This window comes from Pseudoalteromonas sp. L23 (assembly GCF_021728455.1).
Taxonomy (GTDB): Bacteria; Pseudomonadota; Gammaproteobacteria; order Enterobacterales; family Alteromonadaceae; genus Pseudoalteromonas.
Genome location: NZ_JAKKCW010000008.1, coordinates 214,383 through 241,349, shown reverse-complemented (window position 1 = coordinate 241,349; position 26,967 = coordinate 214,383). Strand labels below are relative to the sequence as shown.

General features: G+C 43.0%; 26 protein-coding genes and 1 tRNA gene. 10 read left to right on the top strand and 17 right to left on the bottom strand.

The genetic code is table 11. The features are described 5' to 3' along the window. Positions 1-33: 33 nt before the first annotated feature. From L3V43_RS14975 to L3V43_RS14930, 10 genes are all read right to left on the bottom strand, one after another. Complete coding sequence (locus L3V43_RS14975; protein ID WP_237116857.1) at positions 34-1,161, bottom strand: hypothetical protein; 1,128 nt, start codon at positions 1,159-1,161, stop codon at positions 34-36. Next, complete coding sequence (gene nlpI, locus L3V43_RS14970) at positions 1,139-2,026, bottom strand: lipoprotein NlpI (RefSeq protein ID WP_010607873.1); 888 nt, start codon at positions 2,024-2,026, stop codon at positions 1,139-1,141. The genes L3V43_RS14975 and nlpI overlap by 23 nt, the downstream gene beginning before the upstream one ends. A gap of 409 nt (positions 2,027-2,435) precedes the next feature. Continuing rightward, positions 2,436-4,562 carry a polyribonucleotide nucleotidyltransferase gene (gene pnp / locus L3V43_RS14965; protein ID WP_010370826.1) on the bottom strand — a complete coding sequence of 709 codons (2,127 nt, stop codon included), beginning with the start codon at positions 4,560-4,562 and terminating at the stop codon, positions 2,436-2,438. Between the two features lie 224 nt (positions 4,563-4,786). Then, positions 4,787-5,056 carry a 30S ribosomal protein S15 gene (gene rpsO, locus L3V43_RS14960; RefSeq protein ID WP_010370825.1) on the bottom strand — a complete coding sequence of 90 codons (270 nt, stop codon included), beginning with the start codon at positions 5,054-5,056 and terminating at the stop codon, positions 4,787-4,789. Between the two features lie 105 nt (positions 5,057-5,161). After that, positions 5,162-6,109: a tRNA pseudouridine(55) synthase TruB gene (truB, locus tag L3V43_RS14955; protein WP_102056361.1), complete on the bottom strand. Its 948-nt coding sequence runs from the start codon at positions 6,107-6,109 to the stop codon at positions 5,162-5,164. Then, positions 6,109-6,513: a 30S ribosome-binding factor RbfA gene (rbfA, locus tag L3V43_RS14950; protein ID WP_010370823.1), complete on the bottom strand. Its 405-nt coding sequence runs from the start codon at positions 6,511-6,513 to the stop codon at positions 6,109-6,111. Before rbfA ends, truB begins: the two co-directional genes overlap by 1 nt. An 82-nt stretch (positions 6,514-6,595) precedes the next feature. Further along, positions 6,596-9,283, bottom strand: a complete 2,688-nt coding sequence (gene infB / locus L3V43_RS14945; RefSeq protein WP_010607871.1) for a translation initiation factor IF-2 — start codon at positions 9,281-9,283, stop codon at positions 6,596-6,598. Between the two features lie 25 nt (positions 9,284-9,308). Continuing rightward, entirely contained in the window at positions 9,309-10,808 is a 1,500-nt protein-coding gene (gene nusA / locus L3V43_RS14940) for a transcription termination factor NusA (protein ID WP_010607870.1), read from the bottom strand. 39 nt (positions 10,809-10,847) lie between these two features. After that, complete coding sequence (gene rimP / locus L3V43_RS14935; RefSeq protein ID WP_010370818.1) at positions 10,848-11,303, bottom strand: ribosome maturation factor RimP; 456 nt, start codon at positions 11,301-11,303, stop codon at positions 10,848-10,850. A 270-nt stretch (positions 11,304-11,573) separates the two neighbouring features. Continuing rightward, positions 11,574-11,650: transfer RNA gene (locus L3V43_RS14930), tRNA-Met, on the bottom strand. A gap of 732 nt (positions 11,651-12,382) precedes the next feature. On the opposite strand from L3V43_RS14930, the gene L3V43_RS14925 reads away from it, so the two are divergent. The 5 genes from L3V43_RS14925 (at position 12,383) to L3V43_RS14905 (ending at position 17,426) form a co-directional block, all read left to right on the top strand. Beyond that, positions 12,383-13,162 carry a delta-class carbonic anhydrase gene (locus L3V43_RS14925; RefSeq protein ID WP_102056360.1) on the top strand — a complete coding sequence of 260 codons (780 nt, stop codon included), beginning with the start codon at positions 12,383-12,385 and terminating at the stop codon, positions 13,160-13,162. A gap of 209 nt (positions 13,163-13,371) precedes the next feature. Beyond that, positions 13,372-13,842, top strand: a complete 471-nt coding sequence (locus L3V43_RS14920; protein ID WP_237116856.1) for a hypothetical protein — start codon at positions 13,372-13,374, stop codon at positions 13,840-13,842. Between the two features lie 148 nt (positions 13,843-13,990). Continuing rightward, positions 13,991-14,503, top strand: a complete 513-nt coding sequence (locus L3V43_RS14915; RefSeq protein WP_010607867.1) for a hypothetical protein — start codon at positions 13,991-13,993, stop codon at positions 14,501-14,503. 59 nt (positions 14,504-14,562) lie between these two features. After that, positions 14,563-15,804 carry a DASH family cryptochrome gene (locus L3V43_RS14910; RefSeq protein WP_237116855.1) on the top strand — a complete coding sequence of 414 codons (1,242 nt, stop codon included), beginning with the start codon at positions 14,563-14,565 and terminating at the stop codon, positions 15,802-15,804. A gap of 62 nt (positions 15,805-15,866) precedes the next feature. Then, positions 15,867-17,426 (top strand): cryptochrome/photolyase family protein, encoded by a 1,560-nt coding sequence (locus L3V43_RS14905; protein WP_237116854.1) that lies wholly within the window; start codon positions 15,867-15,869, stop codon positions 17,424-17,426. A 25-nt stretch (positions 17,427-17,451) separates the two neighbouring features. Here the strand turns inward: L3V43_RS14905 and L3V43_RS14900 are convergent, their stop codons facing one another. Then, complete coding sequence (locus tag L3V43_RS14900) at positions 17,452-17,850, bottom strand: DUF3019 domain-containing protein (protein WP_010607864.1); 399 nt, start codon at positions 17,848-17,850, stop codon at positions 17,452-17,454. After that, positions 17,840-18,655 (bottom strand): MipA/OmpV family protein, encoded by an 816-nt coding sequence (locus L3V43_RS14895; RefSeq protein ID WP_237116853.1) that lies wholly within the window; start codon positions 18,653-18,655, stop codon positions 17,840-17,842. Before L3V43_RS14895 ends, L3V43_RS14900 begins: the two co-directional genes overlap by 11 nt. 212 nt (positions 18,656-18,867) lie before the next feature. Between L3V43_RS14895 and L3V43_RS14890 the strand changes: the two genes are divergently transcribed. The 3 genes from L3V43_RS14890 to L3V43_RS14880 are packed head-to-tail and all read left to right on the top strand — an operon-like array spanning position 18,868 to position 21,574. After that, entirely contained in the window at positions 18,868-19,878 is a 1,011-nt protein-coding gene (locus L3V43_RS14890) for a phospholipase (protein WP_102056357.1), read from the top strand. Beyond that, positions 19,878-21,056, top strand: a complete 1,179-nt coding sequence (locus L3V43_RS14885; RefSeq protein WP_237116852.1) for a peptidylprolyl isomerase — start codon at positions 19,878-19,880, stop codon at positions 21,054-21,056. Before L3V43_RS14890 ends, L3V43_RS14885 begins: the two co-directional genes overlap by 1 nt. Next, positions 21,053-21,574 carry a hypothetical protein gene (locus tag L3V43_RS14880; protein WP_102056355.1) on the top strand — a complete coding sequence of 174 codons (522 nt, stop codon included), beginning with the start codon at positions 21,053-21,055 and terminating at the stop codon, positions 21,572-21,574. The genes L3V43_RS14885 and L3V43_RS14880 overlap by 4 nt, the downstream gene beginning before the upstream one ends. A gap of 56 nt (positions 21,575-21,630) precedes the next feature. On the opposite strand, the gene L3V43_RS14875 is transcribed toward L3V43_RS14880, so the two are convergent. From L3V43_RS14875 to dapE, 4 genes are all read right to left on the bottom strand, one after another. Further along, on the bottom strand, positions 21,631-22,299 hold the full coding sequence (locus tag L3V43_RS14875; RefSeq protein ID WP_010607859.1) for a hypothetical protein: 669 nt from the start codon (positions 22,297-22,299) through the stop codon (positions 21,631-21,633). A 27-nt stretch (positions 22,300-22,326) separates the two neighbouring features. Then, positions 22,327-22,623 (bottom strand): hypothetical protein, encoded by a 297-nt coding sequence (locus L3V43_RS14870; protein WP_010607858.1) that lies wholly within the window; start codon positions 22,621-22,623, stop codon positions 22,327-22,329. A gap of 263 nt (positions 22,624-22,886) precedes the next feature. After that, positions 22,887-23,333, bottom strand: coding sequence for an Hsp20 family protein (locus L3V43_RS14865; protein ID WP_010607857.1), 447 nt, complete (start codon positions 23,331-23,333; stop codon positions 22,887-22,889). A 156-nt stretch (positions 23,334-23,489) separates the two neighbouring features. Then, positions 23,490-24,671: a succinyl-diaminopimelate desuccinylase gene (gene dapE / locus L3V43_RS14860; protein WP_237116851.1), complete on the bottom strand. Its 1,182-nt coding sequence runs from the start codon at positions 24,669-24,671 to the stop codon at positions 23,490-23,492. A 259-nt stretch (positions 24,672-24,930) separates the two neighbouring features. Here dapE and L3V43_RS14855 point away from each other — a divergent pair, with 259 nt between their 5' ends. Then, positions 24,931-25,581 (top strand): OmpW family outer membrane protein, encoded by a 651-nt coding sequence (locus L3V43_RS14855; RefSeq protein WP_010607855.1) that lies wholly within the window; start codon positions 24,931-24,933, stop codon positions 25,579-25,581. A 74-nt stretch (positions 25,582-25,655) separates the two neighbouring features. Here the strand turns inward: L3V43_RS14855 and L3V43_RS14850 are convergent, their stop codons facing one another. Continuing rightward, a complete protein-coding gene (locus L3V43_RS14850) occupies positions 25,656-26,189 on the bottom strand; it encodes an acyl-CoA thioesterase (protein WP_237116850.1) in 534 nt (177 codons plus the stop codon). A gap of 199 nt (positions 26,190-26,388) precedes the next feature. Here L3V43_RS14850 and L3V43_RS14845 point away from each other — a divergent pair, with 199 nt between their 5' ends. Next, positions 26,389-26,955, top strand: a complete 567-nt coding sequence (locus tag L3V43_RS14845) for a hypothetical protein (RefSeq protein ID WP_102056351.1) — start codon at positions 26,389-26,391, stop codon at positions 26,953-26,955. Positions 26,956-26,967: the final 12 nt, after the last annotated feature.

Sequence of the window (26,967 nt, the reverse complement as noted above, 5' to 3'; positions counted from 1 at the left end):
AACCTTAACAAACTATTCAGAATAAGTTCAAAACTATTCAGCCGAATTAACCGCTATTTTATCCTCTAAACGTATTGAATTCAGTACTGCTAACCACCTTTGACGGTAATTTGCATCTAACTTAATTGATTGATATTCGAGCAAAGAGTGACTATTCGAGGGTTTATATGAGGAAAATTTACCTAACTCGCAGGTGCGACTTGGCACCCAATTGTTCGGTGCGTGGTCACCAACGTAAAGATTTGGTGCCTTTTGCCCTGAAGTCGCGCAAAGCCATTTTGCTTTTTTAGCTGGTACTGGGTATTCATCTTCAAAACCACTAAAGTGCATAAGCTCGTGTACCAGCGTGTTGTAAGTGCTGGCGCCGCTCAAAGTCATGTGCTTACCGCTGACATTAGCAAGCCCCTCCGTTGCCATAAACACCAAGTGATCGTATTTTGACAAGCCCTGCTCGTATCGTAAGTCGCACATTGCAAACCCCCTTTGCCTCTTACAACTAAGTTTGTTCGCCACATATATCGGTTTAGATAAACAATATACGCCTTTGGCTGGCTCTGGTTGTTGCTCATAAGCATGTTTAAGCACTTGTAAACGCTGCAAACCATCTAAATTACTGGCGATTAATGCAAGATTAAACTGACAAGACGCACTTGAATGCTGACGCTCTGAGAGAGTCTGAAACAGTCTTAAATAGGGATTATTCAAAAATGTCGTAACAGGCTTTCCTTGCCACACCGCGAGCAACGAAGTGAGTTCTGGGTTTAACGCGTAACGTTTTGAAAGCGCATAAAGCAAGTGATATCGGCCAAGTGATACTAACTGCTCGGACACTTGCTGACGCTGCTGACGATTCAAACGAGACCAAGTATCGAGTAAAAGCAGCTTAGTGCTATTTTTCTGTTGAGCACTCAAATCGCGCTGTAACCGTTCAAACTCCCAACTTGGTTGCTTTAGGCCTGCAATGGCTTTTACTAATTGTGCACTTGCTTGTGAGGGTAACACCTCAAGCGCCGGTGCAATGGCAAAATAGCTATTTGGATTGGCGACGACAAGTGCTGATTTTTGCGCGATAGAGAGGTGTGCATAATTAGGGCTGCTTGAAAACAGCAGCCCTATAAGCATAAAAATAAAAAGGTGTTTAGCTCGCGTCTTGTTCGTCATTCAACTGGGCAAGTAAATCAAGCTCAAGACGGGCGTATTTATGTTCTACAAACTCATATACATTGGTTGCCAATGCGAGCTTAAAATAGCTAATCGCAGAGGCTAAGTCCCCTTGGGTCTGATATTGCTTAGCCAGATAAAAATAGGCCTCACAGAGACGCTGCGCATACTCTTCTTGGGTGCTCACGCCCTCAGAGATCTGCGCAAGAAATGCTTCTTCAGATAAAGTCCCCAAATACAATGCAACTAACTGAGACGACCACTCGTCAGGGTCTAATGCTTGGCTATTTGCCGCCAATGTCTGCTTAGCAAGCGCATCGTCTACTTGCTGCTGAGCAATATACAGCCACATAGCACGGTACGCATCTTTTGGAGCACGCGCCAAAAAGGCTTCAAAATCTTTTACAGCTAAATCGGCTCTTTCACCGTAATACAATGCGATACCACGATTTAAATAGGCATATTCATGTTGCTCGTCGAGCTCTAGCACAGCATCAAACATTTCATATGCCCGGCCATAATTTTGCTCTAGCGTTTGGTGAATACCTAGGAAGTTATATACTTCAGCGAGATCTGGCTTAATTTTTACGGCGCGATTGAAGTCAATACGAGCAAGGGTTTGCAAACCAATGCTATCGTACAGCATACCGCGATTGTATAGTAGCTGCGCGCGTTGCTCATTTGCCATATCCGGCTGCAAGAGTAACTCGTTAAATCGAGCAATGGCAATTTCATTACGGAAATTGGCTTGAAGTGGTACTGCAAGCGGAACATTTACAATGTTTTTAGTGGCCTCTGGCTGCGTGCTTTTACATCCTACCAGCCCCATTAGCACTAATGGCACAACTATTTTCGCTAACTTCATTTCCTTCCTCATTCAATGGCATTTGCCCGTTTAGAGTCTTTGCACAGGTATACCAACAATCTGATTATGTAACCTGAGGTTTGGATAAGGAATGTTCCAACTCATTGTTGCTAAAGCACAACTTAGTTTTCTCCTTGTCTAGCCAGAGAGCTTTAGGGAAAACAAGGCGAATTTACGCACCAATAGCTGGCTATTGGAAGTGAATTCAACGCAGTTAGCGCTAAAACTTTCTGCTAGAAAGGCATTAATTATCCGCAGCTCAGGTTATGTACTATAACTTTGCCTAGTTCTCTATTGACCAGATAAACTCAGTTTTGTTTCATCATTTTGAGTCAAACAGCATTAAAGCATAAAAAAAGGGGCTATTCAGCCCCTTTACACTTCTATTCTATGCAAAGCTTTGCAGAGATTACTCAGCGCCTTCTTCTTTAGGCTGCTCAGCTTTTTTCTCTTGTGCTTCTTTGATACTTAAGCGAACACGGCCTTGGCGGTCAACTTCAAGTACTTTAACTTTAACTTCTTGACCAACAGTTAAGTGATCTGAAACGTTATTTACGCGCTCTTCACTGATTTGTGAGATGTGCACTAGGCCATCTTTACCAGGAAGTACGTTTACAAACGCACCGAAGTCTACGATACGGATAACTTTACCAGTGTAAAGCGTACCAACTTCAAGTTCTGCTGTAAGCGCTTCGATACGTGAAATAGCAGCTTGTGCGCTATTACCATTCGTTGCAGCGATCTTGATAGTACCGTCGTCTTCAATTTCAATCGTTGTATCTGTTTCTTCAGTAAGCTGGCGAATTGTTGCACCACCTTTACCGATAACTTCAGCAATCTTCTTCGCAGGGATCTTCATAGTGTAGATACGTGGAGCGAACTCAGATAGCTCTTCAGAAGGTGCAGAAATCGCTTGGTCCATCACACCTAGGATGTGTAGACGCGCTGCTTTCGCTTGGCGAAGCGCGATCTGCATGATTTCTTTGGTGATACCTTCAATCTTGATATCCATTTGTAGTGCAGTTACACCGTTTGCTGTACCCGCTACTTTAAAGTCCATATCACCTAAGTGATCTTCATCACCAAGGATGTCAGAAAGTACAACGAAATCTTCGCCTTCTTTCACTAGACCCATCGCGATACCAGCAACTGACGCTTTAACTGGAACACCAGCGTTCATTAGCGCAAGTGAAGTACCACATACTGATGCCATTGAAGATGAACCGTTTGATTCAGTGATTTCAGATACTACACGTACTGAATATGGGAATTCAGCCAGTGTTGGCATTACTGCCGCAATACCACGCTTAGCTAGGTTACCGTGGCCGATTTCACGACGCTTAGGAGACCCTACAAAACCCGTTTCACCTACACAGAATGGAGGGAAGTTATAGTGAAGCATAAAGTGATGCTTGTGAGTACCAGTTAGGTCATCTAGCATCTGCGCGTCACGCTCAGTACCAAGGGTTGCTGTTACAAGTGCCTGAGTTTCACCACGAGTAAAGATTGCAGAACCGTGAGTACGTGGCAGTACACCCGTCATCACGTCTAGCGCACGAACCATATCTGGTTCACGACCGTCGATACGTTTTTCGCCAGCAATGATACGGCTACGTACAATTTTCTTCTCAAGTGAGCTGAATGTTTTACCTACCACTTGCTCGTCTAGTGACTCGCCTTCAGCAACTTCAGCGCCTAGCTTTTCAATGACTTCTGCTTTTGCTTCAGAAAGTGCTTCTTTACGTGCAACTTTGTCGGTAATACGGTAAGCATCACCTACTTTTTGCTCTGCAATTGCAGCGACTTTTTCAGCTAGTGTTAAATCTTTTTCAGGTGCTGTCCAATCCCATGCAGCTTTACCAGCTTCAGCGCGGAATTCTTCGATTGCTTTGATGATAGCTTGTGATTGCTCGTGACCATATACAACAGCGCCAAGCATTTCTTCTTCAGTTAACACTTCAGCTTCTGATTCAACCATTAGTACTGCGTTTTCAGTACCAGCAACAACTAGGTCAAGCTTACTTGTCTCTAGCTCTTTTAACGTAGGGTTAAGTACGTATTGACCATCGATGAAACCAACGCGCGCGGCACCTAGAGGGCCATTGAATGGAATGCCAGAGATAGCTAGCGCTGCTGAAGTACCAATCAAAGCAACGATATCTGGTTGGATCTCAGGGTTTACAGAAACCACTGTCGCGATAACCTGAACTTCGTTTACAAAGCCGTCTGGGAATAGAGGACGAATTGGACGGTCGATTAGACGAGCGGTTAGTGTTTCACCGTCTGAAGGACGACCTTCACGCTTCAAGAAACCACCAGGGATACGACCCGCAGCGTACATTTTTTCTTGGTAGTTAACCGTTAGTGGGAAAAAGTCTTGGCCAGGAGCCGCTTCTCTTCTTCCTACAACAGTAACAAGTACCGAAGTATCACCAATGCTTGCAAGTACTGCGCCGTCAGCTTGACGTGCGATAGCACCTGTCTCTAGAGTCACCGTGTGTTGACCTAGTTGAAATTCTTTAATAATTGCTTGCACAATATTTTCCTTACTAAATTGTTTTCAACGTCAACGGGGACCAATCACAGTCTTAAATAAACTCACCATAATTTACTTAAGCACTACAATTGGAAATCCGATTGACGCTTGTTTAAAAGTATTTTTAAACGGCTGTAAGTATACTGATAGAACAGCCACAAAAAAAGGGGCTAATTAGCCCCTTTTTTACTGTTGGATAAATTTCCAACAAGAAATCAAAAATATTAGCGACGTAGGCCAAGCTCTTTGATTAGTGCAGCATAACGGTCAACGCTCTTGCCTTTTAGGTAGTCAAGAAGGTTACGACGTTGGCTAACTTTACGTAGAAGACCACGACGTGAGTGGAAATCTTGCTTGTGGTTAGCGAAGTGACCTTGTAGCTTGTTGATGTCAGCAGTTAGAAGTGCAACTTGTACTTCTGGTGAACCTGTATCACCTTCTGCGCGTGCGAACTTTGCTACGATTTCTGCTTTTTCTTGATTGCTTAGTGACATAATAACTCCAAAATAAGTTTAGTAATGCTTCAGCCGATCACTAATTCAGCCAAAGCGGAAGCTGGCGGATTATACCAGCATAAACTCCCCTTGCATAGGAAGATTTTATTGTGATTCCGGCTGAGCGGAAGATAGCGCGCGTTTTGCTTTCAATAATCCTTGTGGATTACGCTCGCCAATCCCAACAAACTTACCATCAGCAACCACTTTAACAATACCGTCTGGTAAATTTTCGACAGCAACGGTTTGCCCATGACCAAAAGCAACGCCTTGCTCAGCACTAATATCAACAACGCTCAAATCGACCAAAGCGGTATCCATCGGCAACAATAATTCATCGAGATAAGTCGAAGGCGCAACTTCTTCCGCTTTTGCTTTCTCAAGTAACGCTTCTAACTCGACTAAGGTAATCATTTTGTCGCTAGGGTAATGACCAACTTCACTACGGTGTAACATAATGACATGCGCACCACAGCCAAGCTTTTCCCCCAAATCATCGACTATCGTACGAATATAAGTGCCTTTAGACACATGCACCGTCATTTGAATTTGTTGAGTTTGCTCGTCATATTCATCTAACGTAATACGATAAACATTAATCTTGCGACATTTTCGCGGTACTTCGATGCCTTCGCGGGCATATTTGTATAGCGGTTGGCCCTGATATTTGAGCGCCGAATACATCGAAGGGTACTGATCAGATACCCCCAAGAAGCTGGCAATTTCTTGCTCTAACTGCTCAAGTGTTACATTTACTGGTCGCGTTTCAACAATTTCACCATCAGAATCTGATGTCGTCGTGCGCTCACCCAGCTGCGCTCTCACCACGTAGGTTTTGTCAGTATCAAGCAAAAACTGGGTAAACTTAGTCGCTTCTCCAAAGCAAATTGGCAACATACCTGTTGCCAGCGGATCCAAAGCACCGGTGTGGCCCGCTTTTTGAGCGAAATAAATGCCCTTTGCTTGCTGTAGTGCTTTGTTAGAAGAAATACCTTGCGGTTTATTTAATAACAGAATGCCGTCGATCGCACGGCCTTTGGTGCGACGCGCCATTACTCTTCCTCTTGGTCTTTATCTCCAGACTCAGGACCACGCTTTGCGTTGTCTTCTCTGATCACAGAGTCAACCAAGTTAGAAATACGCATACCTTCCATTAGGGAGTTATCAATAACAAATTTAAGCTCAGGCATGATACGCGCACGGATACGCTTGCCAAGAAGCGAGCGGATATAACCGGTTGCTTCATTCAGAATAGCCGCACTTTGCTTAGTTTTGTCTTCATCACTCGTATTCAACACAGTAATGAATACTTTTGCATAAGAAAGATCGCGTGATACCTCAACAGCTGACACTGTTACCATACCCAATCTTGGATCTTTAATTTCGCGCTGTAGGATCACCGCAATTTCTTTTTGAATTTGCTGTGCTACGCGATCTGTACGAGAAAATTCTCTCATTTTCACCACTTAAAATTTCAAAATCTATGAGATCACAAATGGGGGCTAGTGCCCCCATCTCAAGTATTTTAATAACTTACAATTAAAGCGTACGCTCTACCTGTACAGTTTCAAATACTTCGATTTGGTCACCGACTTTAACGTCGTTGTAGTTCTTAACGCCGATACCACATTCCATACCGCTACGAACTTCAGCAACGTCATCTTTAAAGCGACGTAGTGACTCAAGCTCACCTTCGTAAATAACAACATTATCACGAAGTACACGGATTGGCGCACTACGTTTAACCACACCTTCAGTTACCATACAACCTGCAACAGCACCGATCTTAGGCGACTTGAACACGTCACGAACTTCAGCAAGACCAATGATCTCTTGCTTAAATTCTGGTGCAAGCATACCTGTCATTGCTTGTTTTACTTCTTCGATTAGGTTGTAGATAACGCTGTAGTAACGTAAGTCTAGGTTCTCAGTATCAATAACTTTACGTGCCGAAGCGTCCGCACGTACGTTAAAGCCAACCATAATAGCGTTAGAAGCCGCTGCAAGTGTTGCATCCGTTTCAGTAATACCACCAACACCAGAGCCTACGATCTTCACTTTAACTTCATCTGTAGACAGTTTAGTCAATGAATCAGCGATTGCTTCGATAGAACCTTGAACGTCTGCTTTCAGTACGATGTTCACTTCAGATACGTCGCCTTCAGTCATGTTAGAGAACATGTTCTCAAGCTTCGCTTTCTGCTGACGAGCAAGCTTCACTTCGCGGAACTTACCTTGACGGTATAGTGCCACTTCACGTGCTTTACGCTCATCACGAACTACTGTCGCTTCGTCACCAGCAGCTGGTACGCCAGAAAGACCTAAGATCTCTACTGGAATTGAAGGACCCGCTGATTTAATGTCTTTACCGTTTTCGTCTTTCATCGCGCGAACACGACCATATTCAAGACCGCAAAGTACGATATCACCTTGGTTTAGGGTACCTGATTGAACAAGTACAGAAGCGATTGGACCACGACCTTTATCAAGGCGAGATTCGATTACCACACCAGACGCCATGCCTTCTTTAGAAGCTTGTAATTCTAATAGCTCAGATTGCATTAAGATAGCTTCTAGTAGCTCATCAATACCAAGACCAGTCTTCGCTGAGATATGAACAAACTGCGTTTCACCACCCCAGTCTTCTGGGATTACATCTAGTTGAGCAAGCTCATTCTTAACGCGGTCAGGGTCAATACCCTCTTTATCCATTTTGTTCACAGCAACGATAAGTGGTACTTCGGCCGCTTTCGCGTGTTGTACCGCTTCTTTCGTCTGAGGCATTACACCATCGTCCGCTGCAACAACAAGTACAACGATGTCGGTTGCTTTCGCACCACGAGCACGCATCGACGTAAACGCCGCGTGTCCAGGAGTATCTAGGAAAGTGACCATGCCACTGTCCGTCTCAACATGGTAAGCACCGATATGCTGAGTAATACCACCGGCCTCGCCGTCAGCAACTTTTGCTTTACGAATGTAGTCAAGCGTTGACGTTTTACCGTGGTCAACGTGACCCATTACCGTTACTACCGGCGCTCGTGGCTCAAGAGAACCTTCTTCACTGCGGTCACTTAGTACTTTTTCTTCCAGCTCGTTTTCTTTCACTAGAATAACTTTGTGACCCATTTCTTCTGCCACTAGCTGCGCAGTTTCTTGATCGATAACTTGGTTAATGGTAACCATGTCACCCATCTTCATCATTGTCTTAACAACTTCAGCGCCTTTAACTGCCATACGAGAAGCAAGTTCTGCAACAGTGATTGTTTCACTGATACGTACTTCTTGTTTAACTTCTGCCGCTGGCTTTTGGAAACCATGCTGTAATGAAGTTGGCGCTTTTAAGCGACCTTTTTTGCCTTTCAGCCTCTTCGCATTCGCTTCTGCTGCTTCTTCTTTCGCACTTGGCTTTTTCTTCTTCTTACGACGTGCGCTTTTCTCTTCACGTGCGTCAGACTCATCTTCCGCTTCACGAGCGTAAGTAGAAGTTGTTAGGTGGTGATCAGCACTTTCTTCTCGACGAAGACGCTCTTCCTCTTCCGCCTTCCAACGTGCTTCGTTTTCTTCCGCTAGACGGCGAGCTTCTTCCGCTTGACGTTTCGCTTCTTCTTCTGCCTTTTTCAGGGCTGCTGCTTCTGCTTCTTGACGCAGACGCTCAGCTTCTTGACGTTCTTTAATTTGTTGCGCGCTATCCACTTCTTTACTCTGCTTATCTTTGGCTTGACGTTCAGCATCCGCTTGTCGCTTCGCCTCTTCTTTAGCTTTGCGCTCGGCTTCCTCATCGGCCTTGCGTTCCGCTTCTTCGCGCGCATTGCGCTCAGCTTCTACTTTGGCCTGTTGCTCTGCTTGTTGCTGAGCCATTAACTCTGCTTCTTTGCGCGCAGCTTCCTCTGCAGCTAAGCGTTCTTCCTCTCTCTGCTGCTCGATTGCGCTCTTTTTAACGTAAGTGCGCTTCTTACGGACTTCTACAGATACAGACTTTGCTTTACCAGATGAGTTAACACTTAACGTGCTTTTACTCTTACGCTGTAGAGTCATACGCTCAGGGCCGGTTGAACCAGTGCCACCGTGTTGCTTGCTTAAGTGATCAAGCAACGTCGCCTTTTCGGATTCAGTAACTTGGTCGCCCTCGGCTTTGGTGATCCCTGCATCTTTTAACTGTTGTAGTAATTTATCAACAGTTGTACCAATACTCTCGGCTAGTTTGTTAATGCTCACTTCTGCCATATGTGATGTTACCTCCGTTAATAAATTACTCTTCGCTGAACCAGCAAATGTTACGTGCAGCCATGATTAACTCACCAGCTTGCTCTTCTGATAACTCAGAAATTTCAACTAAGTCATCAATACCTTGCTCTGCAAGGTCTTCAAGTGTAACGATACCTTTGCTAGCAAAAACAAAAGCGGTATGACGCTCAAGTCCTTCAAGTGCTAGTAGGTCTTCTGCAGGTTCTGCATTTTCAAGACTTTCTTCATCGCGAAGTGCTTTCGTAGTCAGTGCATCTTTCGCACGGTTACGTAGCTCTTCAACGGTTTCTTCGTCTAGACCGTCGATTTCTAAAAATTCAGCTACTGGTACATAAGCCACCTCTTCAAGTGAAGAGAAACCTTCGTTAATCAGTAGTGTTGCAAAATCATCGTCGATGTCTAGATTTTCAGTGAATAGATTAACCAATTTATCTGATTCTTCCGAGCTCTTACGCTCCATCTCTTCCACTGTCATTACATTTAGTTCCCAACCAGTAAGTTGGCTAGCTAAACGTACGTTTTGACCATTACGACCAATCGCTTGCGCTAGGTTGTCAGCTTCAACTGCAATTTCCATCGTGCGCGTATCTTCATCCATTACGATTGAAGCTACTTCAGCCGGTGCCATTGCGTTGATTACGAACTGTGCTGGGTTATCATCGTAAAGTACAATGTCAACACGCTCACCGCCAAGTTCTGAAGACACAGCTTGTACACGTGCGCCACGCATACCAACACATGCACCTACAGGGTCGATACGCTTGTCGTTTGATTTTACAGCGATTTTAGCACGAGAACCAGGGTCGCGTGCAGCACCTCTAAGTTCAATCATTTCTTCGCCGATTTCCGGAACTTCAATACGGAATAGTTCCATCAACATTTCAGGCTTAGAACGCGTAACAAATAGCTGAGCACCACGCGCTTCTGGCTTCACTTCGTAAAGTAGACCACGTACACGGTCACCCGGACGGAAGCTTTCACGTGGTAGCATGTCTTCACGGTAAATTACCGCTTCAGCATTGTTACCAAGGTCGATAACGATAGCGTCACGCGTTGCTTTTTTAACAACACCCGTCACTAGCTCGCCTTTTTGATCTTTATATGCATCAACAACTAATGCGCGCTCAGCTTCACGTACTTTTTGTACGATTACCTGTTTCGCCATCTGTGTGGTGATACGGTCAAATTTAATTGATTCGATCTGCTCTTCAACGTAATCACCTAATTGAACGTCAGGCTCATCAACTTGCGCCGCTTCAATAGTGATTTCCGCATATGGATTTTCTAGTGAACCGTCTTCTTGTGGTTCAACCGCTTTCCAACGACGAAAAGTATCGTACTCGCCCGTTTTACGGTCGATAGTAACACGTACTTCGATCTCACCGCCGTGCTTCTTTTTTGTTGCTGTCGCTAGTGCGAACTCTAATGCTTCAAAAATCTTTTCTCTTGGGACCGCTTTTTCATTGGAAACAGCTTCTGCCACCAACAATATTTCTTTTGCCATAGGTAATGCCTCGCTTGCCCTTGTCCTTCGCACTCAAAGTTAGAATTTTGCGATGATATTGGCACGCTCAATGTTGCTTAACATCAGGATAAAGTCCTGAGCGTCAACTTTTAACGTGATCATATCGCCATTAACTGCTACTAAGTCGCCTTTAAAATTACGGCGACCTTCTTGCGGAAGTTTAGTACGCAAACGTACTTCCTCTCCCACTGCTGCTTCATAGTGAGCTTGTTTGAATAATGGTCTGTCAACACCAGGAGAAGATACTTCCAAACTATATTCGTTCGTAATCGGGTCTTCGACATCTAAAATTGCACTAACTTGACGACTCACTTCCGCACAGTCATCTACATTAATGCCGTTTTCATGATCGATATATACACGAAGTGTAGAATGACGACCAGCTTGCACAAACTCAAGACCGAGTAATTCAAAGCCACACGCAGCAACTGCAGGCTCCAACATTTCAGTCAAATCTTGCTCGAGTTTTGACACAGAACTCCTCCATACAAACAAAAAAAGGGCCTAAAGCCCCAAATCATAGCTGCTTGATCTTGGGCTCAGAATACACCTTGCGCCAGATACAACAACGCCCCGAACCAAGCGGGGCGTCACACGAATAACAAACTGTGTGGCCAAAGGCCGTGCTTGGTTTGCGAGCTATCTCAGCCAAATTAATCATCAACTTAAACAAAAAAGCCGATGCTTAAACGCAAAACGCGCATTACAAGGAATGCGCGAAATCAAAGAACTCAATCTTTAACTTGGTTGCGGGAGCCGGATTTGAACCGACGACCTTCGGGTTATGAGCCCGACGAGCTACCAGGCTGCTCCATCCCGCGCCAACACATAAAATTGTTTTACTTCTACTTTTCAAAGAAGTGGAAGTCGGATTTGAACCGACGACCTTCGGCACTTCACAAAATCAAGCGCCCGACCATCTATCAAGCAACTTCATTCTACACCGAAACATAAAATTGTTTTACTTCTACTTTTCAAAGAAGTGGCAATCGGATTTGAACCGACGACCTTCGGCACTTTACCAAATCAAGCGCCCGACCATATATCAAGCAACTCCATTCTACACCGAAACATAAAATTGTTTTACTTCTACTTTTCAAAGAAGTGGAAGTCGGATTTGAACCGACGACCTTCGGCACTTTACCAAATCAAGCGCCCGACCATCTATCAAGCAACTTCATTCTACACCGAAACATAAAATTGTTTTACTTCTACTTTTCAAAGAAGTGGCATCTAAAAAATGCCATTTTAATGGGCAATGTATTGCCCATGCTTAAAGCCAATTATACTGAAAAACGAAAGTTTCAGTTCGATTGACTAAATATGCTGCGTATTATAAAGACAGTATGCCTAGATAGCAACCTTGATTTAGAACTATCTTCTGACGTTTCAGCTCGTTGCTGAGATGTAATCAGGTATTTTACTTTTCACATACAACACCGTGATGCCCAACTCATCGGTCCAGTTTCGTCTCCTTTCATTTTTTTGTAACAAAAAAGAAATATTTAATCCATAATTGGGGACAAGAAAATCACGAAAGAAAGGAAAACCAAATGAGAACGGTTATAAAATCAAGCAAATTGACAGCGCTGTCTATATTTAGTTTTGAAGCGTTTGCAGCGCAATGTGAATCAGCAGGACCACAAACACCGAGAGATATTGATAGTTTGCAGGGTCACAACAAACGGGTTTTTGCTATGGCTCCACCAAAAGAAAAACTCAACCTATGTAACATCCACTTTCATAAAAATGCAGAACATAAAGCCAAAGACTTCTCTGTCGTTTCCAATGACCCAAAGTACGGCGGATTCCAATGTAATGCAACTGCAAGCCTCACCCCAGCAGAGCTTGCTCCTGTAGAAGATAAAGTATGTAACAACGTAAAGCCCGGCGATACGATTGAAGTACACTGGGTTCATAGCTCTTGTGATGTAAAACCGGGCCCGACCCTCGGTGCTTGCTTAAATGACAGCTGCGCCAACCCCGATCTACGCGTCGAAACTCAGGTGTTTTTAGTGGTTAATGATGAAAATGCGCAAGACTTCACTGAGCTTGATTATCAAGGCCAAGTTGGCGGTTACCATCAAGCAGGTGTTTTACCAAGTGATACAGGCACACCAGTTGAGTTTTTAGGTTCGACGACTGGACCTAGCTATAACAACCAACAGTGCTCACCTTTACAGGTAAGTTGGAGTGTACGCCCAAGCTGTGCCAAAGTTGATATAAATAGTCTCGCGCGTTGGTGTAAAGACAATGCTTTTGAAGAGGACCATGCGCATGGCATTCGTAAACTCGTGACAGATCCACAGTTGCTTTCACCAATTAAGCACTAATATTTTTAAATCAATGTGGGCCGTTACTCAATCTCGGCCTACTATAGCTAGGTCCAGCATATTGAAATTCAATTGATTATTGCAACGTAAGAAAAAGCCCACAAAAAAATATTAAAAAGTCTCGCATTTTAAAAAAACAGCTATACTCAGACTTAGGCTATTTGTTTTTGAGCAAAGGATCCGCTCTTCATCAGTTTGAAGAGGCGTCTATGAGCATTACTCCCTATCAATATCAACTTTTAACTCAAACGCTTGCGAGTATTCGTCCGAATTTCCATGGCTTTTGCACTTCTTGGTACAACCAAATTCAACATTACGATTTGCGCATGCAAATTCCAACAAATGTGGGACAACTCATAATCTGGGAGCATCAAATATTTGATTTTGTTCAAAATTGTGTGATGCGTATCCCACAGCAGTCAAACTTATTACATTATCTGCAAAAACAACGCTGTACGCTGTTATTTATGGGAACGTCAGAAAAAGATATCAGTGTCTTGTTGTTTACCTTTACAGCAACGCTGAAAAGTCATCTTGGCAGGCATTTTACCACAGCAGCAAAAAACGCTTGGAACAAAGCACTGTTACTCATCGAAAATATGCTGCGCTTTGAATTATTCAAAGAAACCAATATTGTTGGTCTACAAGAGTTCAAAAGAGCGCAGCAACAAGCAAACTAACTTGAGCTGCTAAACGAAGAGACAACGGTAGCCACTAAACATTACTCTAAGATCAAAGTCATGCAGAGCTTACAAAACCAAACTCTGCGTGACTTCTGGCTCTCAGCTCTTTAGACTTTCACAAAATCTTTATATAGGAAGTGATAAAATGCTAAGAGCGATTGCCTTTGCGTCTACTATGGTCGTTTCACTTACCGCATGCGATATGCTGGAAGACTCTAAAGCCCAAATCGAGGCACAATATTTATCTGAACATCAAGAACTACAACAAGTGGTTGAGCAGATCCGTGATAAAGGAATTGAGTCAGTGCAAGCATCAGCAGAGGCTGGCAGTGTTGCAGCTTGCGTTGCAAATAATCTAGATGCCGATCCGATGGGCGCGCTTATTGCGGTTGAAGGCGCATTGCAAGACAGTGCAAATTTAAGCGACCTACTCAACTCTATTTCTCGCCTAAGCCAACAGGAAATTTCCATCGAACAATTTCCTGATTTGCTTCAGCAAGGTGCTGATACAGTTAGATATTTAAGAACTTTGCTCGAGCAGTATGATTTGGCGGAACTAAAACAGCAAGCGAGCCACTTACTTGAGCAAGGCCAAACCAAAACACAAGACGTTGGTGCTCACTTGCGTACACTTATAGAATCTTGCCAAACTAACTGAGCAATTTAGTTGATCGTTACGTATAGAGTCTTATTCGTTCATGACTGTTAAGAATAAACGTGAAAGTAGGACTCTATTTATTTGCAAACGACTGCCGCCTTAGTGATAACCCCGCACTTACAAAGCTGGCGTCTCTAGTTGATACACTTATCTGCATTTATCTACCCACTGTAAACCTTTGGACGGCTCGCAAAGCGCAGTGCTCAACTTCTTTTGCTGTCGAATGTTATCGCAATCAGACGCTCAACGCCTTGCATCAGTCACTAACGTCACAACAACAGAAGCTGTATATGCTACGTAACACAGCTCAGCTCAAAGCACTGACTGAGATTATTCATACACAGCAGGTAACTCATATTGGCCGCGCAGCTCATCCAGGATTCGATGAACAAAAGCTTTGGTTAAAATTACAAGATAACTTTCCTTACATTCAATACGTTAGCGCTTATTCTAGTACGCTGTTTGAACCAGATACACTACCACTCAAAATCGGTGAGCTGCCACCGAGCTTTACGCCATTTCGCAAAGCTGTAGAGGAAATTGAACCTAAATCACCTATTGCAACCGCTACGCTTCCACCAAGACCGAATCGGGTTTTAGATTTAGCTGAATTTAAAGCAAACTCTTCATACAATATCAAAGTAGCCGCAGGCGAAGCGCAAGCCCAGCAACAGCTACAACAATACTTCCAAACGGATGCGGCTCTCACATACAAAGAAACTCGAAACGCCTTGTTCGGTGATCATTTTTCCACTCGGTTTAGTCCAATACTAGCCTCTGGCGCTATCAGCTCTAGACAGATCAAGCAAGCACTTACGCAATTTGAGCTACAAAGAGGCGCAAATGAATCAACCTATTGGATTTGGTTTGAACTGTTGTGGCGTGAGTATTTTTATTGGTATGCCCTCAAACATCAACACACGCTATTTTGCTTTTCAGGCGTCAAAGCCAAAACACCAAAAACCAGTTTCTATCCAGAGCGCTTTTTAAAGTGGTGCCAAGGCCGAACACCCAGCGCACTGGTCAATGCCATTATGCACGAATTGACTAAAACCGGCTGGATTTCCAACAGAGCGAGACAAATAGCTGCGAGCTACTGTGTTAATGAGCTACAGCTAGATTGGCGCTACGGCGCCGCTTTTTTCGAGCAACATCTTATCGATTACGACGTCGCAGCGAACTGGGGTAATTGGCAGTATATCGCTGGTGTTGGAGCTGATCCTCGTGGTGGTCGCCGTTTCAATATCACAAAGCAACAAGCACTATTTGACCCAGATGGTGAATATATAAAATTATGGTAAGGAGAAGCCACTCTACAACTCGACAGCCAAGATCATGTTGGTTGGCCTTTGGAGGATAACTAATGACACAACAAAAGCCTCAATATAAAGGCCTCAGATTAATTCTTGGCGACCAACTCAACGCCAAGCATAGTTGGTTTGCTGACGATAAAGCTGAGTACCTTTATCTGATTGCAGAACTCAAACAAGAGGCCGACTACACCAAACATCATATACAAAAAGTATGCGCATTCTTCAAAGCCATGGAAAATTTCGCCATCGCACTGAATAAGGTAGGCTTTCATGTGCTACATCTCACCCTCGATGAGACTCAGGACTATTCTGATCTCCCCGCTTTAATTGCTCATTTATGTGATAAATATCAAGTGTCGAGCTTTGACTATCAACGACCTGATGAATATCGCTTACTGAAGCAAATGATGGAATTAACACTCGACCAGTTACAGGTTCGTTGCTATGACACTGAGCATTTTCTAGTCCCTTACGAAGAGTTGGATGATTATTTAACGCCAGGAAAACACACCACAATGGAGTTTTTTTATCGCAAGCTCAGGCGCCGTTTTAATGTATTAATGGATGACGGTGAACCGCTTGGCAAGCAATGGAATTTCGACAGTAAAAACCGTAATAAGCTCAAGTCAAAAGACATAGACGCTATCCCACAGCCGCTTTGTTTTGCCAACGATGTTAGTGACATTTTAAAGCGGATAAAACGGCATAAAGTGAAGACCATTGGTAACAGCGAAGAATCATTGCTGTGGCCGGCTAACCGTGCGCAAGCTCACGATCTTTTGGCCTTTTTCTGTGAACACCTATTGCCTTTATTCGGTCAATTTCAAGATGCAATGACCTGTAAAAGTGTCGATAAATGGACACTGTATCACTCACGACTCTCTTTTGCGTTGAATACAAAAATGCTTCACCCCAAACACGTTATCGATAGCGCGATAGCGGCTTACCAAGACAACTCACAAATTGATATTGCACAGATTGAGGGATTTGTTAGGCAAATATTGGGCTGGCGAGAGTATATCCGAGCCGTCTATTGGCTTAATATGCCGGACTACCGTCATAAAAATTACTTGCTTGCTCAGCGCAATTTGCCGGGCTATTTTTGGCATGGAAAAACGAAGATGCGCTGTTTAAGTGAAGCTATCAATCAAAGCCTTGATTATGCCTACGCTCACCACATTCAAAGATTAATGGTCACGGGAAACTTTTGTCTGCTAACCGGAATACACCCTGATCAAGTGGATGAATGGTATTTAGGTATATACATCGACGCCATTGAATGGGTAGAAATGCCAAACACCAGAGGCATGACACAATTTGCAGACCACGGCATAGTAGCAACCAAACCCTACGCTGCAAGCGGTAACTACATGCAAAAAATGAGTGATTATTGTCAGCATTGTCACTACGACGTCAAGCAAAAATCTAGTGATGATGCCTGCCCACTAAATAGCCTCTATTGGCATTTTATGCACCGCCATGAGGATAAGTTTGCCAATAACCACCGGATTGGCATGATCTATCGAAATTGGCAAAAACAAGATGAGAAAACACGGCAGGAAGTGCTCGCAAGGGCTCAGTGGTGTTTAGATAACATCGAGCAACTTTAGGCTACGCTCGCACGCAGCCTTCGGATCAAAAGAGGCGCCAACGCCTTTTTTTTGTTTTTACTTTGTGAACCCAATTCACCTCAATAGTGGTCACAGCTAGCACATCTCGAGACTGTTTTGAGATAAGCTCATAGCTCAAACTTTCATCCGAACTAAAGTCTAGCTCATATTTAAAGGTATCCGCTTTGGCCCAACATTGCAGGATCTTCTTCGATAAACTTTCTCGAATGCAGTAATCCCCTTCAGAAGGCGCATTCACCGTTACTTTGACATCCGCATAGCAAGTTCGCCCTTGGTTCAGGGCTACACACTTGCTCGGCACGGCATGAAGTATTCCCACTGGATTAGTTTCAGCAGCACGGAGTTGTTGGCTCAGTGAAATACTCCAAAACAGCACTGTCCATGTGATTAATTTAGAAAACATATTTCACCCCAGTAAAGAATACTCTGGCGTGACGAGAGCGAACTAAAGGACTATCTAACGTGTCTTGAGAACCAACTAACCACGATGCACCTGCGCTAAACACCCAATCCTCTGCAATTGGGTAATTAAGTTGCATTTGCATAAACGCAGAAGCTGAAGCACCAGGTGTATAGGGGGTTAAATAATCATTGACTTCGGATTCTAAAACACCATAAAAGTAATTATGAAAATTACTAGAATAATAGTTAGCGCCAAAATTAAGCCATAAATCCCAGTTTCTCAGTTCAAAATTACGTGTCGCTTCGAGGTGAAAAACCCAACCGTTTGTTTCCCCAAAGACATCGTAAACAATCTCAGCAACAGCAAGAAATTCACCAACATGACGGTAATAGGAAAAGCCCAATGAATTATCTTGATCGCGTTTGCGTATTCCTCTCAGTTCAGGCACGACATCATCAGTGTCATAGTAACCACGTTCAGAAAAAGGCAACATATAACTGCCATAGATAGCATCTATACCCCATTCTCCATTATTGATAATTTGGTAACCTATATCCGAGCCACCAAAAAAATCACCAGAATGGGTATTCAAGTAAAAGCTTTTATACTCTATCTTTGCATCGACTAAAAAAGTGCCATGTTTGAATGTCGAGTCCGTGCCAATTAAAGCAGGCATTGTCATATCAACGTAAAAGGCACCGACACTCAGCTGCCAAGCAAACTCGTCATCAAGTTCGTCACTTTGTTCTTCGCAAATTCCATAAAACGGTAACAATAAACTGATTATTATAAGTAGTTTTTTCATAGTTCCATTCGTTTAGCGCAGGTGTGCCTAAATTCTCCCCGAGATCATACCTGACCCATTTGTGACCAACAAGCATCTTCTTTGAATTTTAACACAATCAAAATTTAACTTTATTTTAATTAAAAATTCACATAAATTATTTTAAATAGCGCACTTCGTTTTTTAAGTAGAAAAATTGCGTTCACACAAATTAAAATTTATAGAGGCAACTCATGAAAAATTATTTACTTCCTATAGCCCTTTTAGTCGCAGCAGGGCAAAGCCACGCGTTTAGTCAAGAGACACATAAGCGCATCGTCATCGACGCCGTAAATTACATGGCACAGAATCCAACTACAACACAGTACGCAAAGTTACAAGCATATGCTCAAGCTAACGGCATGTCAGTTTCTCAACTAGCCAATTTGCTGGGCCAAGCTGCGTATGATGTTGATGATTTTGAGGATACATTCTTCTGTGGCGCCATTACGGGTGACTGTGTACAAGCACCGCTTTGGGGTGCAGCTGAAAGCATCGTGAAATACACCAGTTACTGGCACTTCCAAAACCATACTCAAGGTGCTGATACTCACGGCAATGACTTCGGTGGTTATAATTATCAGAAACTTACCGTATCAGGCTCTGTTGATTCAATGGCTGCCACTTGGCTGAAAGGCGATTATTTAGACGATGGTCATGGCGGCGAAACAGGTTGGTTTAGCGCTGATGATACTGAATATGATAGTTATGGGATCACAGAAAAACACTATCGTATCGATAGCCACTCAACGTATAGCATGTACGATGATTTTGAAGAAATGCCTTTTCAGCCAATTGATAACTTAGGCCAGTACTGGTATCAAAGCTATGTACAGAGCGGTAACCCACAGGTACTAGGCTTTGTTTTTCACACTACAGATTTACTTCAACCGCATCATACTTGGACAACATCAGATTTGAATCATGCAGGTTGGGAGTCTTGGGTGAAAGACTACTATGACCAAGAATCATTGAACGATTTTACCTTAGTAAAGCAAGCGATGAATAGTTTCAGCGCTGTTGATAGCAACTCAACAGATATTCGCCCATTACTAACACAAGGCGGTTCTTTCTCTTATTCACAAGGTGGTATCGTGTTAAATTCAGAGGATCATTACGATCGTGTAAATACAGGTAAGCAAGTGATCCCTCACGCAATAGCCATGGTCGTTCATTTGATAAATCATGCGATGGACGTTAGGTAATGCGTCTAGTTCTATTTTTCTTGGTAAGTAGCTTTTGCTTACCAAGTTTTGCCTCACCGAGCATACCTAAATCTCTGACGCATTTAGTTCATCAACTCTATCTTGAGCAAGGCCGAGAGTTATCAAAAAAGCAAACTACTGCGCAATTGCTTGAAAATCAATTCTTGCTATTCCAAGCAAAGCAACTTAATCCAAGTATTTTAGAGCGCCAATCCAGAGTCGGTTTCAGCACCCAATATCATGTCGATAAGTTTCTCGCCAGTTCACTCCTTCACTGGTTTCCTGCACTTACTCAGCTTGAAAAGAAGCACTACCCTTTGGTATTTGATAAGGAGCAGATGCTGTCTTTACTAGGACAGTACCCCGCTGACGGGCAATACACTGCTGAGCAATTACTCAAATGGCAACAGCTGCAACTAACAAAATCAGCGCCACTGACACTTGCTCAAGTATTACATAGCCAATCAATGCAAAACCGCTTTAAACTTCACCAAGGAGAACTCTCGTTATTGCAAGCTATTGTCAATCAACATCTCAATCAACAGGCGCTATTTATTGCCGCAAAACCTTATGTGGCAAAGCAAGGTCTGACAATAGAACAGTTACGACAAGTGGTAACCGCAGAACTATTGAGGCCGAGCATGCTGGCATTTCTTGGTGTTAAGGAAGAGATGCACGGTGCAACGAGCCAGTATGTTGATACCCTAAGAAGTGAAATTCCAGAAAGCGCTATCGCGAAGTATTATGAGCGTCATAAGAAGAGGTTTAAATACATCAAACAAGTCAGTGCAAGCGCAGCAAAGTTCCCCGAACAAAAAGCCGCACAGCAATTTAACGAATATGCAAATGCACACTCATGGCAACAAGCCGTCGCTAAATATACTCCCAATTTAATATGGCAAGCCAAACTCATTCCGCTGACGCGCCAAAGCACGCCAAAATGGGAAACACAACTGGCATTTAGTAGTAAACAGGGCAAGATCACGCCTAGTATTCGCACGCCAAATGGCGAGTGGCTAGTATTGTATAGCCAGTCACCGGTATATGATTACTACGATGTGAAAAGTGAGACAGTACGCTACCAAGCGCTGCGAGCACTGACCCGAGAGTTTGCTCAGCACAAATTCGAGCGAGATTATATGGCTTGGAAAGCGGCAAACAACGGAGCGGTGATATGAAGTACTGGCAAGCATTGATTGTCATACTCCTTGGAGCAGTGATCGCTGTATTCACACTGCGTTTTGCCAACATAGGTTGGCAAAACCCCACATATAACGCCCCCTCGCAGGCTGAGCTTGAGCAAGAGGAAAAAGTTGTAGCATTAAGTCCCCCTATCAATACTTATACTGCTATCAAACCAAATGCCGAGACCTCACGCAAAGCCGTTAAGCCAATCACGAAACCTGAATATCTGCCGCCAATAAGCCAAGCCGAAAAACAAATAGATGATTTTCAGGGCGATTTGTCGGATACCGAAGCTTACCAAGCATATTTGGATCAAAAAGACACCAAGCTAAAACAACAGTATATTGCGGCTGTTGATGGCAAAGTAGAACAAATAGAAACGCTGCTAGCACGTGGGATTAAAGAGGGATTACCACAGCAACAGTTACAAGAAGCAAGAGATAAAATCACAGCACTTAAAGACATGCAAAGTAAACTACGTACTGAATTGAGCGAACGTGATAACAAATAAAGTTAGGCAGTGGCTCCTCTCGCGTCTCCCATACGCTCAGTCATAGAACAAAACGATTAACGTACCTGCAGCTGAACCTTGCCGCTAGCCACATTAGGGTTTTTCATCACCGCATTGAGGACTACATCTTGTTGTCCTCCGTGATAATAGCTAATAATTTCTTCTAGCACTTTTTTGGGAGTACTTGGATTCATGGCAAGTGCTAAGTGCGTAGCAAAGTCTCGTTTTAGACTCAAGTAAGTTAGCGTGTTTGGTGCCGTCGCGGGATTTTGTGCAACAGCAAGATCTATCACATCACCACTTTCAGGCAGATAAGAAACCAACGCTTCAAGTTGCTGAGCTGAAGTGTGGCTGTCTTTGGCTTGTTTTAACACCAAAACATGTTGATTCATGTGTAATAAGATATAAATCGCAATGCTGACAACACCTCCCCAAAGTACTAAGTGTGTATATTTTATGCTCAGAACTAAGCCATCGACATGCATATCATGACGGGCAGCATGCATTTTCAAAAAGAAATAGCTAAAAATGGCACTAAATAGAAAAACCAAGAAGCTATAAATTAGCATCGCGTTTACGCCAATATCCTGCGAGAAGGGCGAAAATTGCACTTGGTGATGAAATTGTGCAGACATGTAAAACAACAAAGTATAAAATCCACCCGCGATGAGTAACGATAACCCACCTGATTTCAACAACAATATCAGCTTATCTTTTAATTCCATTCTTCATCTCAACGCAATATTTTTCTTCTACCATACAAGTAACTCGCTAAAAACACTACTTAGATAAAAACTAAACACAATGATCGAACCGTTAAACAAAGGTGCAATGAGAAAGTGCTGACTCGAATAACGATAGCCCGTCACTTTGAATCCAAGCGCAGTAGCCCCAAGTACAGCAAAGAATGGGGTAAATGTAAAAATCGCTTCTCCCACCACTAATCCAACAATGACGTCATGCAATGCGCCACTCACTATGAAAGTAAACCAATAGCCAAGTTTTTCCCCCACTTTCGCTGCGCATGGACGAAATACGAAGCGCGCCAAGTAATAACTCCAGATAGGATTCCAATACACCCAGAAACCATCGAAAGACCGAGCGCCGAAAGCCCGCCGAAACATGTTTCCTAGTGACTGACTATGACCCAGTGGTACACCATTTCGTCTTTTTACGTATTGTCTTAGTCCAAGTTTCATTTTCTGGGGGATAACGACTGAAGCATAACTTTACTAATAACAAATGCTTTGTATTTAGGCAAAAAAAAGCCGCCTGACGGCGGCGGGTTGGAAATCAATAAATTAGATTGATATTACTTGCTTTCAAGCAAGTTGCCCGAGCCAATTTCTATTTTTCTTGGCTTCAGTGCTTCTGGGATCTCGCGTTCAAGGTCAATAACCAGTAAGCCGTGCGCTAAGTCTGCACCTAATACTTTGACGTGATCGCCAAGTTGGAATTTGCGCTCGAACCCGCGCTCGGCGATCCCTTGATGAATAAATTTACGCTCGTTGGCTTCTTCAGTTGCTTGCTTTTGTCCCTTTACGGTCAACGTATTGTTTTCTGATTCCAGCGTTAGCTCTTGCTCGGTAAACCCTGCAACAGCCATGGTAATTTGGTACTTGTCTTTACCTAGCGCTTCGATGTTGTATGGTGGATAGCTAGGTTGTTTATCTGTTCTTGCAGCAGCATCCATCATAGAAGCTAAATGATCAAAACCGATAAATGAACGATATAATGGTGATAAATCTACTGTACGCATAATTTTGTATCCTCTTAAAGCTATACATAGGTGCTCACTCTTCAAAAAAGAACCAATAAGCACTTTTAAAACAAATAGTTATTTAATTCATGAGGCCCTGTCGGCGTCCTCATAAAGCTATTTATGGTCAGCAAATTTATTTTCAAGAAAATTCTTTTAAAAATTTTCAACTTTTTTAAAAAACCTATTTAAAACAGATAAGTATATTTTTTCTATCGCATGTAGATCGCTGAGGGATAGATGTTCATTCACTTGATGAATTGAATCATTCTTTACCCCACATTCGATCACTTGCGTTTTTCCGGTCGCAAAGAAGCGACCATCGGAGGTGCCGCCTGCAGTACTTAAACTCGGATACTGCCCCGTTGTTTCCTGGATTGCTTGCTCTACCAGCGTTAAGAAACAGTTTTCTTGCCTCGCGCCGGTATAAAACGACTCACAAGGCCGCTCCCAACTGATCGCTAACATAGCACCGGATTTAGCCAGCGACTCTTGAATATAGTGCACAACTTCTTGGCTCTTATAGGCATGGCTGTAACGAATATTAAAGGTGATTTCACACTCTGCTGGTACTAAATTATCCACGATATTTGGAACAGTGATCCCAGTAACTTGCAGCGTGGTTTGCGATCCCGCTTCATCTTTCCACCAAGGTAAAAGCGCGAGTTGACTAACCAACTGGCCTGCGATGTGAGCTGCATTAACCGTTTGTTCTGGATAAGCCACATGCCCCGTTCTTCCTTTAACCTGAATACGCCCAGAAATCGCACCGCGACGACCATTTTTAACCGTATCTCCCACTACTTGATGTGAAGTCGGTTCACCTACCAAACAAGCATCTAGCTCGATGCCATTTTCAGCTAATCGCTCTGCAATCAATTTGGAACCAAACTCCGCTTCACCTTCCTCGTCAGAAGTGAGTAACCAGTAAAGGCTTCCTCGTAATTTTTCACGATGCTGTAGTAATGTTTTGGTTGCAGCAAGCATTGCCGCAACGCCACCTTTCATATCAGCAGCACCACGTCCATACATCACGCCATCAATAATCTGCGCACTAAATGGCGGCACAATCCAGCCTTTATTATTTGCAGGCACGACATCCACATGACCAGAAAAAGCAAAAGTTGGTCCCAAAGAGAAACGATAACTTGCAATCAAGTTTTTTACTCCCTGCACCTCAAACTGCTCAATAGTAAAACCCAGCGCGGCGAGTTGCTCTGACATAAAAGCGATAGTGCCTGCATCACACGGTGTAACCGAAGGCGCTTGGATCAAATGCGTTAATATCTCGGTTGCGTGAGACGCGCTAAGATTTTGATTCTGTGTTGCTAATGACATAACTGAGAATGACTTGTAAGTGAAATCTAGCAATTATTTAAAGATGAAACTTTGACCACAGCATTGCAGTTTTAATGCAAATTAATGACATCGAGAAAACTTAATCTAAATCAAACTTTCAAAAATTTCTGAAATCTTACAATTTAAAAATTGATCTAGAACAGTTTTTCATTTTTTGAACCCTTTTAAGATGGCTTCATTGAAAACACACACTGTTTCACAGTTTAAAAATGTCCTCACATAGGGTTAGGAGAAGAAAATGAAAACTTTAAGCGCTGCACTTTTATCTACTCTGCTAGTTGCTGCTCCCTTCGCACACGCAAATTTCAGTGTTAATGTTGGTGCTATTAATGTAAACCCTGACAACACGGCTTCTGCCATTGATCAAGATAACTCGCTAGGCTTAGTCGCTGATTCAAACACCCAGCTTGGTATCACTCTTGATTACCACTACAGCGATAACATCGTATTTGAGCTAGTTGCGGCAACACCATTTTCTCACACCGTAGACGGTGCTGGTGGCTTAGCAGGGGCGGAAATCGCTGACATCAAACACTTGCCACCAACGCTACTTGCGCAGTATCACTTCTTTGATGCGAGTGCTAAGTTCCGCCCATTTATCGGTGCTGGTCTAAACTACACAGTATTCTTCGATGAAGAGCCAAGTGCAGCACTAAAAGCAACACTAAAGACTAACGATGTCGAAGTTGATTTGGATAGTTCTTTTGGTATCGCACTACAAGTCGGCTTTAACTACGACTTAAATGAAAAATGGGGTCTACACGGTATGATCTCTAAAATGGATATCAATACCGATGCAACTGTATACGCAAATGGCGTAAAAGCATTAACTTCAGACGTAGAGCTTGACCCAATTGTGGCCATGTTCGGTGTGAAATATAAGTTCTAACACCTAAATGGTTTAAATCACAGATTTACTGTTACTTTCTCAATCCCCAAGGCCACTGATGTGGCCTTTATAGTTTATAGATTACTGTTTTTCTTTGCTTCTAACATAGCTTTCCAATGCATAATCTCAGGAGATAAAATAGGTGCTTCACCGTTAAACCCAGCCACTTCTAGCATTTCCTCAACAGAAACTACACCACCCTTACGCTTGAATACCCCACGAACATAGGCAATTGCATGCAGCCCACGCTTAGAATGAAAGCGCTGTTCAATGTAAAAATATTTGTGATCCCACCCAACAACTTTAGTGGTAATAGTAAATTTTTGCAGTGGTTTGATATCGCGAATATAAGTAATTGCCGTCGCGTTAACAATTGGAAACCAGCGGCGTTTCATCACAGCTGCAAATAACCCAACTCGCTGTGTCATCCAAGTGCGCGCCAAATCCATAAATGCTAAGTATCGTGAATTGGTCAAGTGCATATTGATATCGCAATCACTTGGCAGGGCGCGGTACTCGATATCTATCGGAGACAAAATGGAATCTGCGATTTGTTTATTTTGTCTTATTCTCCAAAACAGCAGCAGTAAACGAAAATATAAATTCATAACAATGGTCTTACCAGTTTATAATTTTTCGATTCTAGCATAGCAATTCATATTCTAAAGTGATTATTTTGCTACGCTTACGTCTATAACTGATACATTACTTTGCCCTTAGTTGCGGTAATGCTGTCAGTAAACTAGATTAATAACCTGAGCTTCAAAAAATGAACGCCTTTCTAGCATGACAAGAAAAGACCATAAAATGAGCTTAAAAACAATGAGTTCGGTTACTACATACGCGAACCTCAAATTAAGTAAAATAGCTGAAGTGAAGTCAATGAAAAAATTATCCCTTGTTACCTGTTCCACCTTATTTGTCTTTTCCAGTATGTGCTACGCAGACTTCGACTTTAAAGGAGAAGGCACGCTAACCTACCCAACCGGTGTAGAGAAAGCGTTTGAGTTTGGTTTTGCTTGGAACAAACAGACTGAACAGTTTCGCATCGGTGCAAATCATTATGACATGTCTGAACTACCAGAGTCTTACTCAGTTGCCATTACACTGAGTAAAGACGATACCCGCGTGTGGATCCAAGAATTCAATCAAGGTTTTATTTCTGAATTTAAGTGGCAAATTGCAGATCATCAAATCTCTCTTGTGAAAAAAGAATTTAGCGACTCTGTAAAGGGTAATTACGTCTTGACGGTAAATGGGATAGATTACTTCTTTGCGCGAGATAACGTGAGTATCACACTCTCTTTTGAAGAAGATGGCGTTAAGAATATTAAGGTAGATGGCGTGACAAAAGACATGGGAACTAAATCATAAAGGCCACACTCA

Coding starts and splice junctions, on each gene's coding strand:
- L3V43_RS14975 (WP_237116857.1), bottom strand. CDS start 1,161: ATGACGAACAAGACGCGAGCTAAACACCTTTTTATTTTTATGCTTATA.
- nlpI (WP_010607873.1), bottom strand. CDS start 2,026: ATGAAGTTAGCGAAAATAGTTGTGCCATTAGTGCTAATGGGGCTGGTA.
- rpsO (WP_010370825.1), bottom strand. CDS start 5,056: ATGTCACTAAGCAATCAAGAAAAAGCAGAAATCGTAGCAAAGTTCGCA.
- truB (WP_102056361.1), bottom strand. CDS start 6,109: ATGGCGCGTCGCACCAAAGGCCGTGCGATCGACGGCATTCTGTTATTA.
- rbfA (WP_010370823.1), bottom strand. CDS start 6,513: ATGAGAGAATTTTCTCGTACAGATCGCGTAGCACAGCAAATTCAAAAA.
- infB (WP_010607871.1), bottom strand. CDS start 9,283: ATGGCAGAAGTGAGCATTAACAAACTAGCCGAGAGTATTGGTACAACT.
- nusA (WP_010607870.1), bottom strand. CDS start 10,808: ATGGCAAAAGAAATATTGTTGGTGGCAGAAGCTGTTTCCAATGAAAAA.
- L3V43_RS14925 (WP_102056360.1), top strand. CDS start 12,383: ATGAGAACGGTTATAAAATCAAGCAAATTGACAGCGCTGTCTATATTT.
- L3V43_RS14920 (WP_237116856.1), top strand. CDS start 13,372: ATGAGCATTACTCCCTATCAATATCAACTTTTAACTCAAACGCTTGCG.
- L3V43_RS14915 (WP_010607867.1), top strand. CDS start 13,991: ATGCTAAGAGCGATTGCCTTTGCGTCTACTATGGTCGTTTCACTTACC.
- L3V43_RS14905 (WP_237116854.1), top strand. CDS start 15,867: ATGACACAACAAAAGCCTCAATATAAAGGCCTCAGATTAATTCTTGGC.
- L3V43_RS14900 (WP_010607864.1), bottom strand. CDS start 17,850: ATGTTTTCTAAATTAATCACATGGACAGTGCTGTTTTGGAGTATTTCA.
- L3V43_RS14895 (WP_237116853.1), bottom strand. CDS start 18,655: ATGAAAAAACTACTTATAATAATCAGTTTATTGTTACCGTTTTATGGA.
- L3V43_RS14890 (WP_102056357.1), top strand. CDS start 18,868: ATGAAAAATTATTTACTTCCTATAGCCCTTTTAGTCGCAGCAGGGCAA.
- L3V43_RS14885 (WP_237116852.1), top strand. CDS start 19,878: ATGCGTCTAGTTCTATTTTTCTTGGTAAGTAGCTTTTGCTTACCAAGT.
- L3V43_RS14880 (WP_102056355.1), top strand. CDS start 21,053: ATGAAGTACTGGCAAGCATTGATTGTCATACTCCTTGGAGCAGTGATC.
- L3V43_RS14875 (WP_010607859.1), bottom strand. CDS start 22,299: ATGGAATTAAAAGATAAGCTGATATTGTTGTTGAAATCAGGTGGGTTA.
- L3V43_RS14865 (WP_010607857.1), bottom strand. CDS start 23,333: ATGCGTACAGTAGATTTATCACCATTATATCGTTCATTTATCGGTTTT.
- dapE (WP_237116851.1), bottom strand. CDS start 24,671: ATGTCATTAGCAACACAGAATCAAAATCTTAGCGCGTCTCACGCAACC.
- L3V43_RS14855 (WP_010607855.1), top strand. CDS start 24,931: ATGAAAACTTTAAGCGCTGCACTTTTATCTACTCTGCTAGTTGCTGCT.
- L3V43_RS14850 (WP_237116850.1), bottom strand. CDS start 26,189: ATGAATTTATATTTTCGTTTACTGCTGCTGTTTTGGAGAATAAGACAA.
- L3V43_RS14845 (WP_102056351.1), top strand. CDS start 26,389: ATGAGCTTAAAAACAATGAGTTCGGTTACTACATACGCGAACCTCAAA.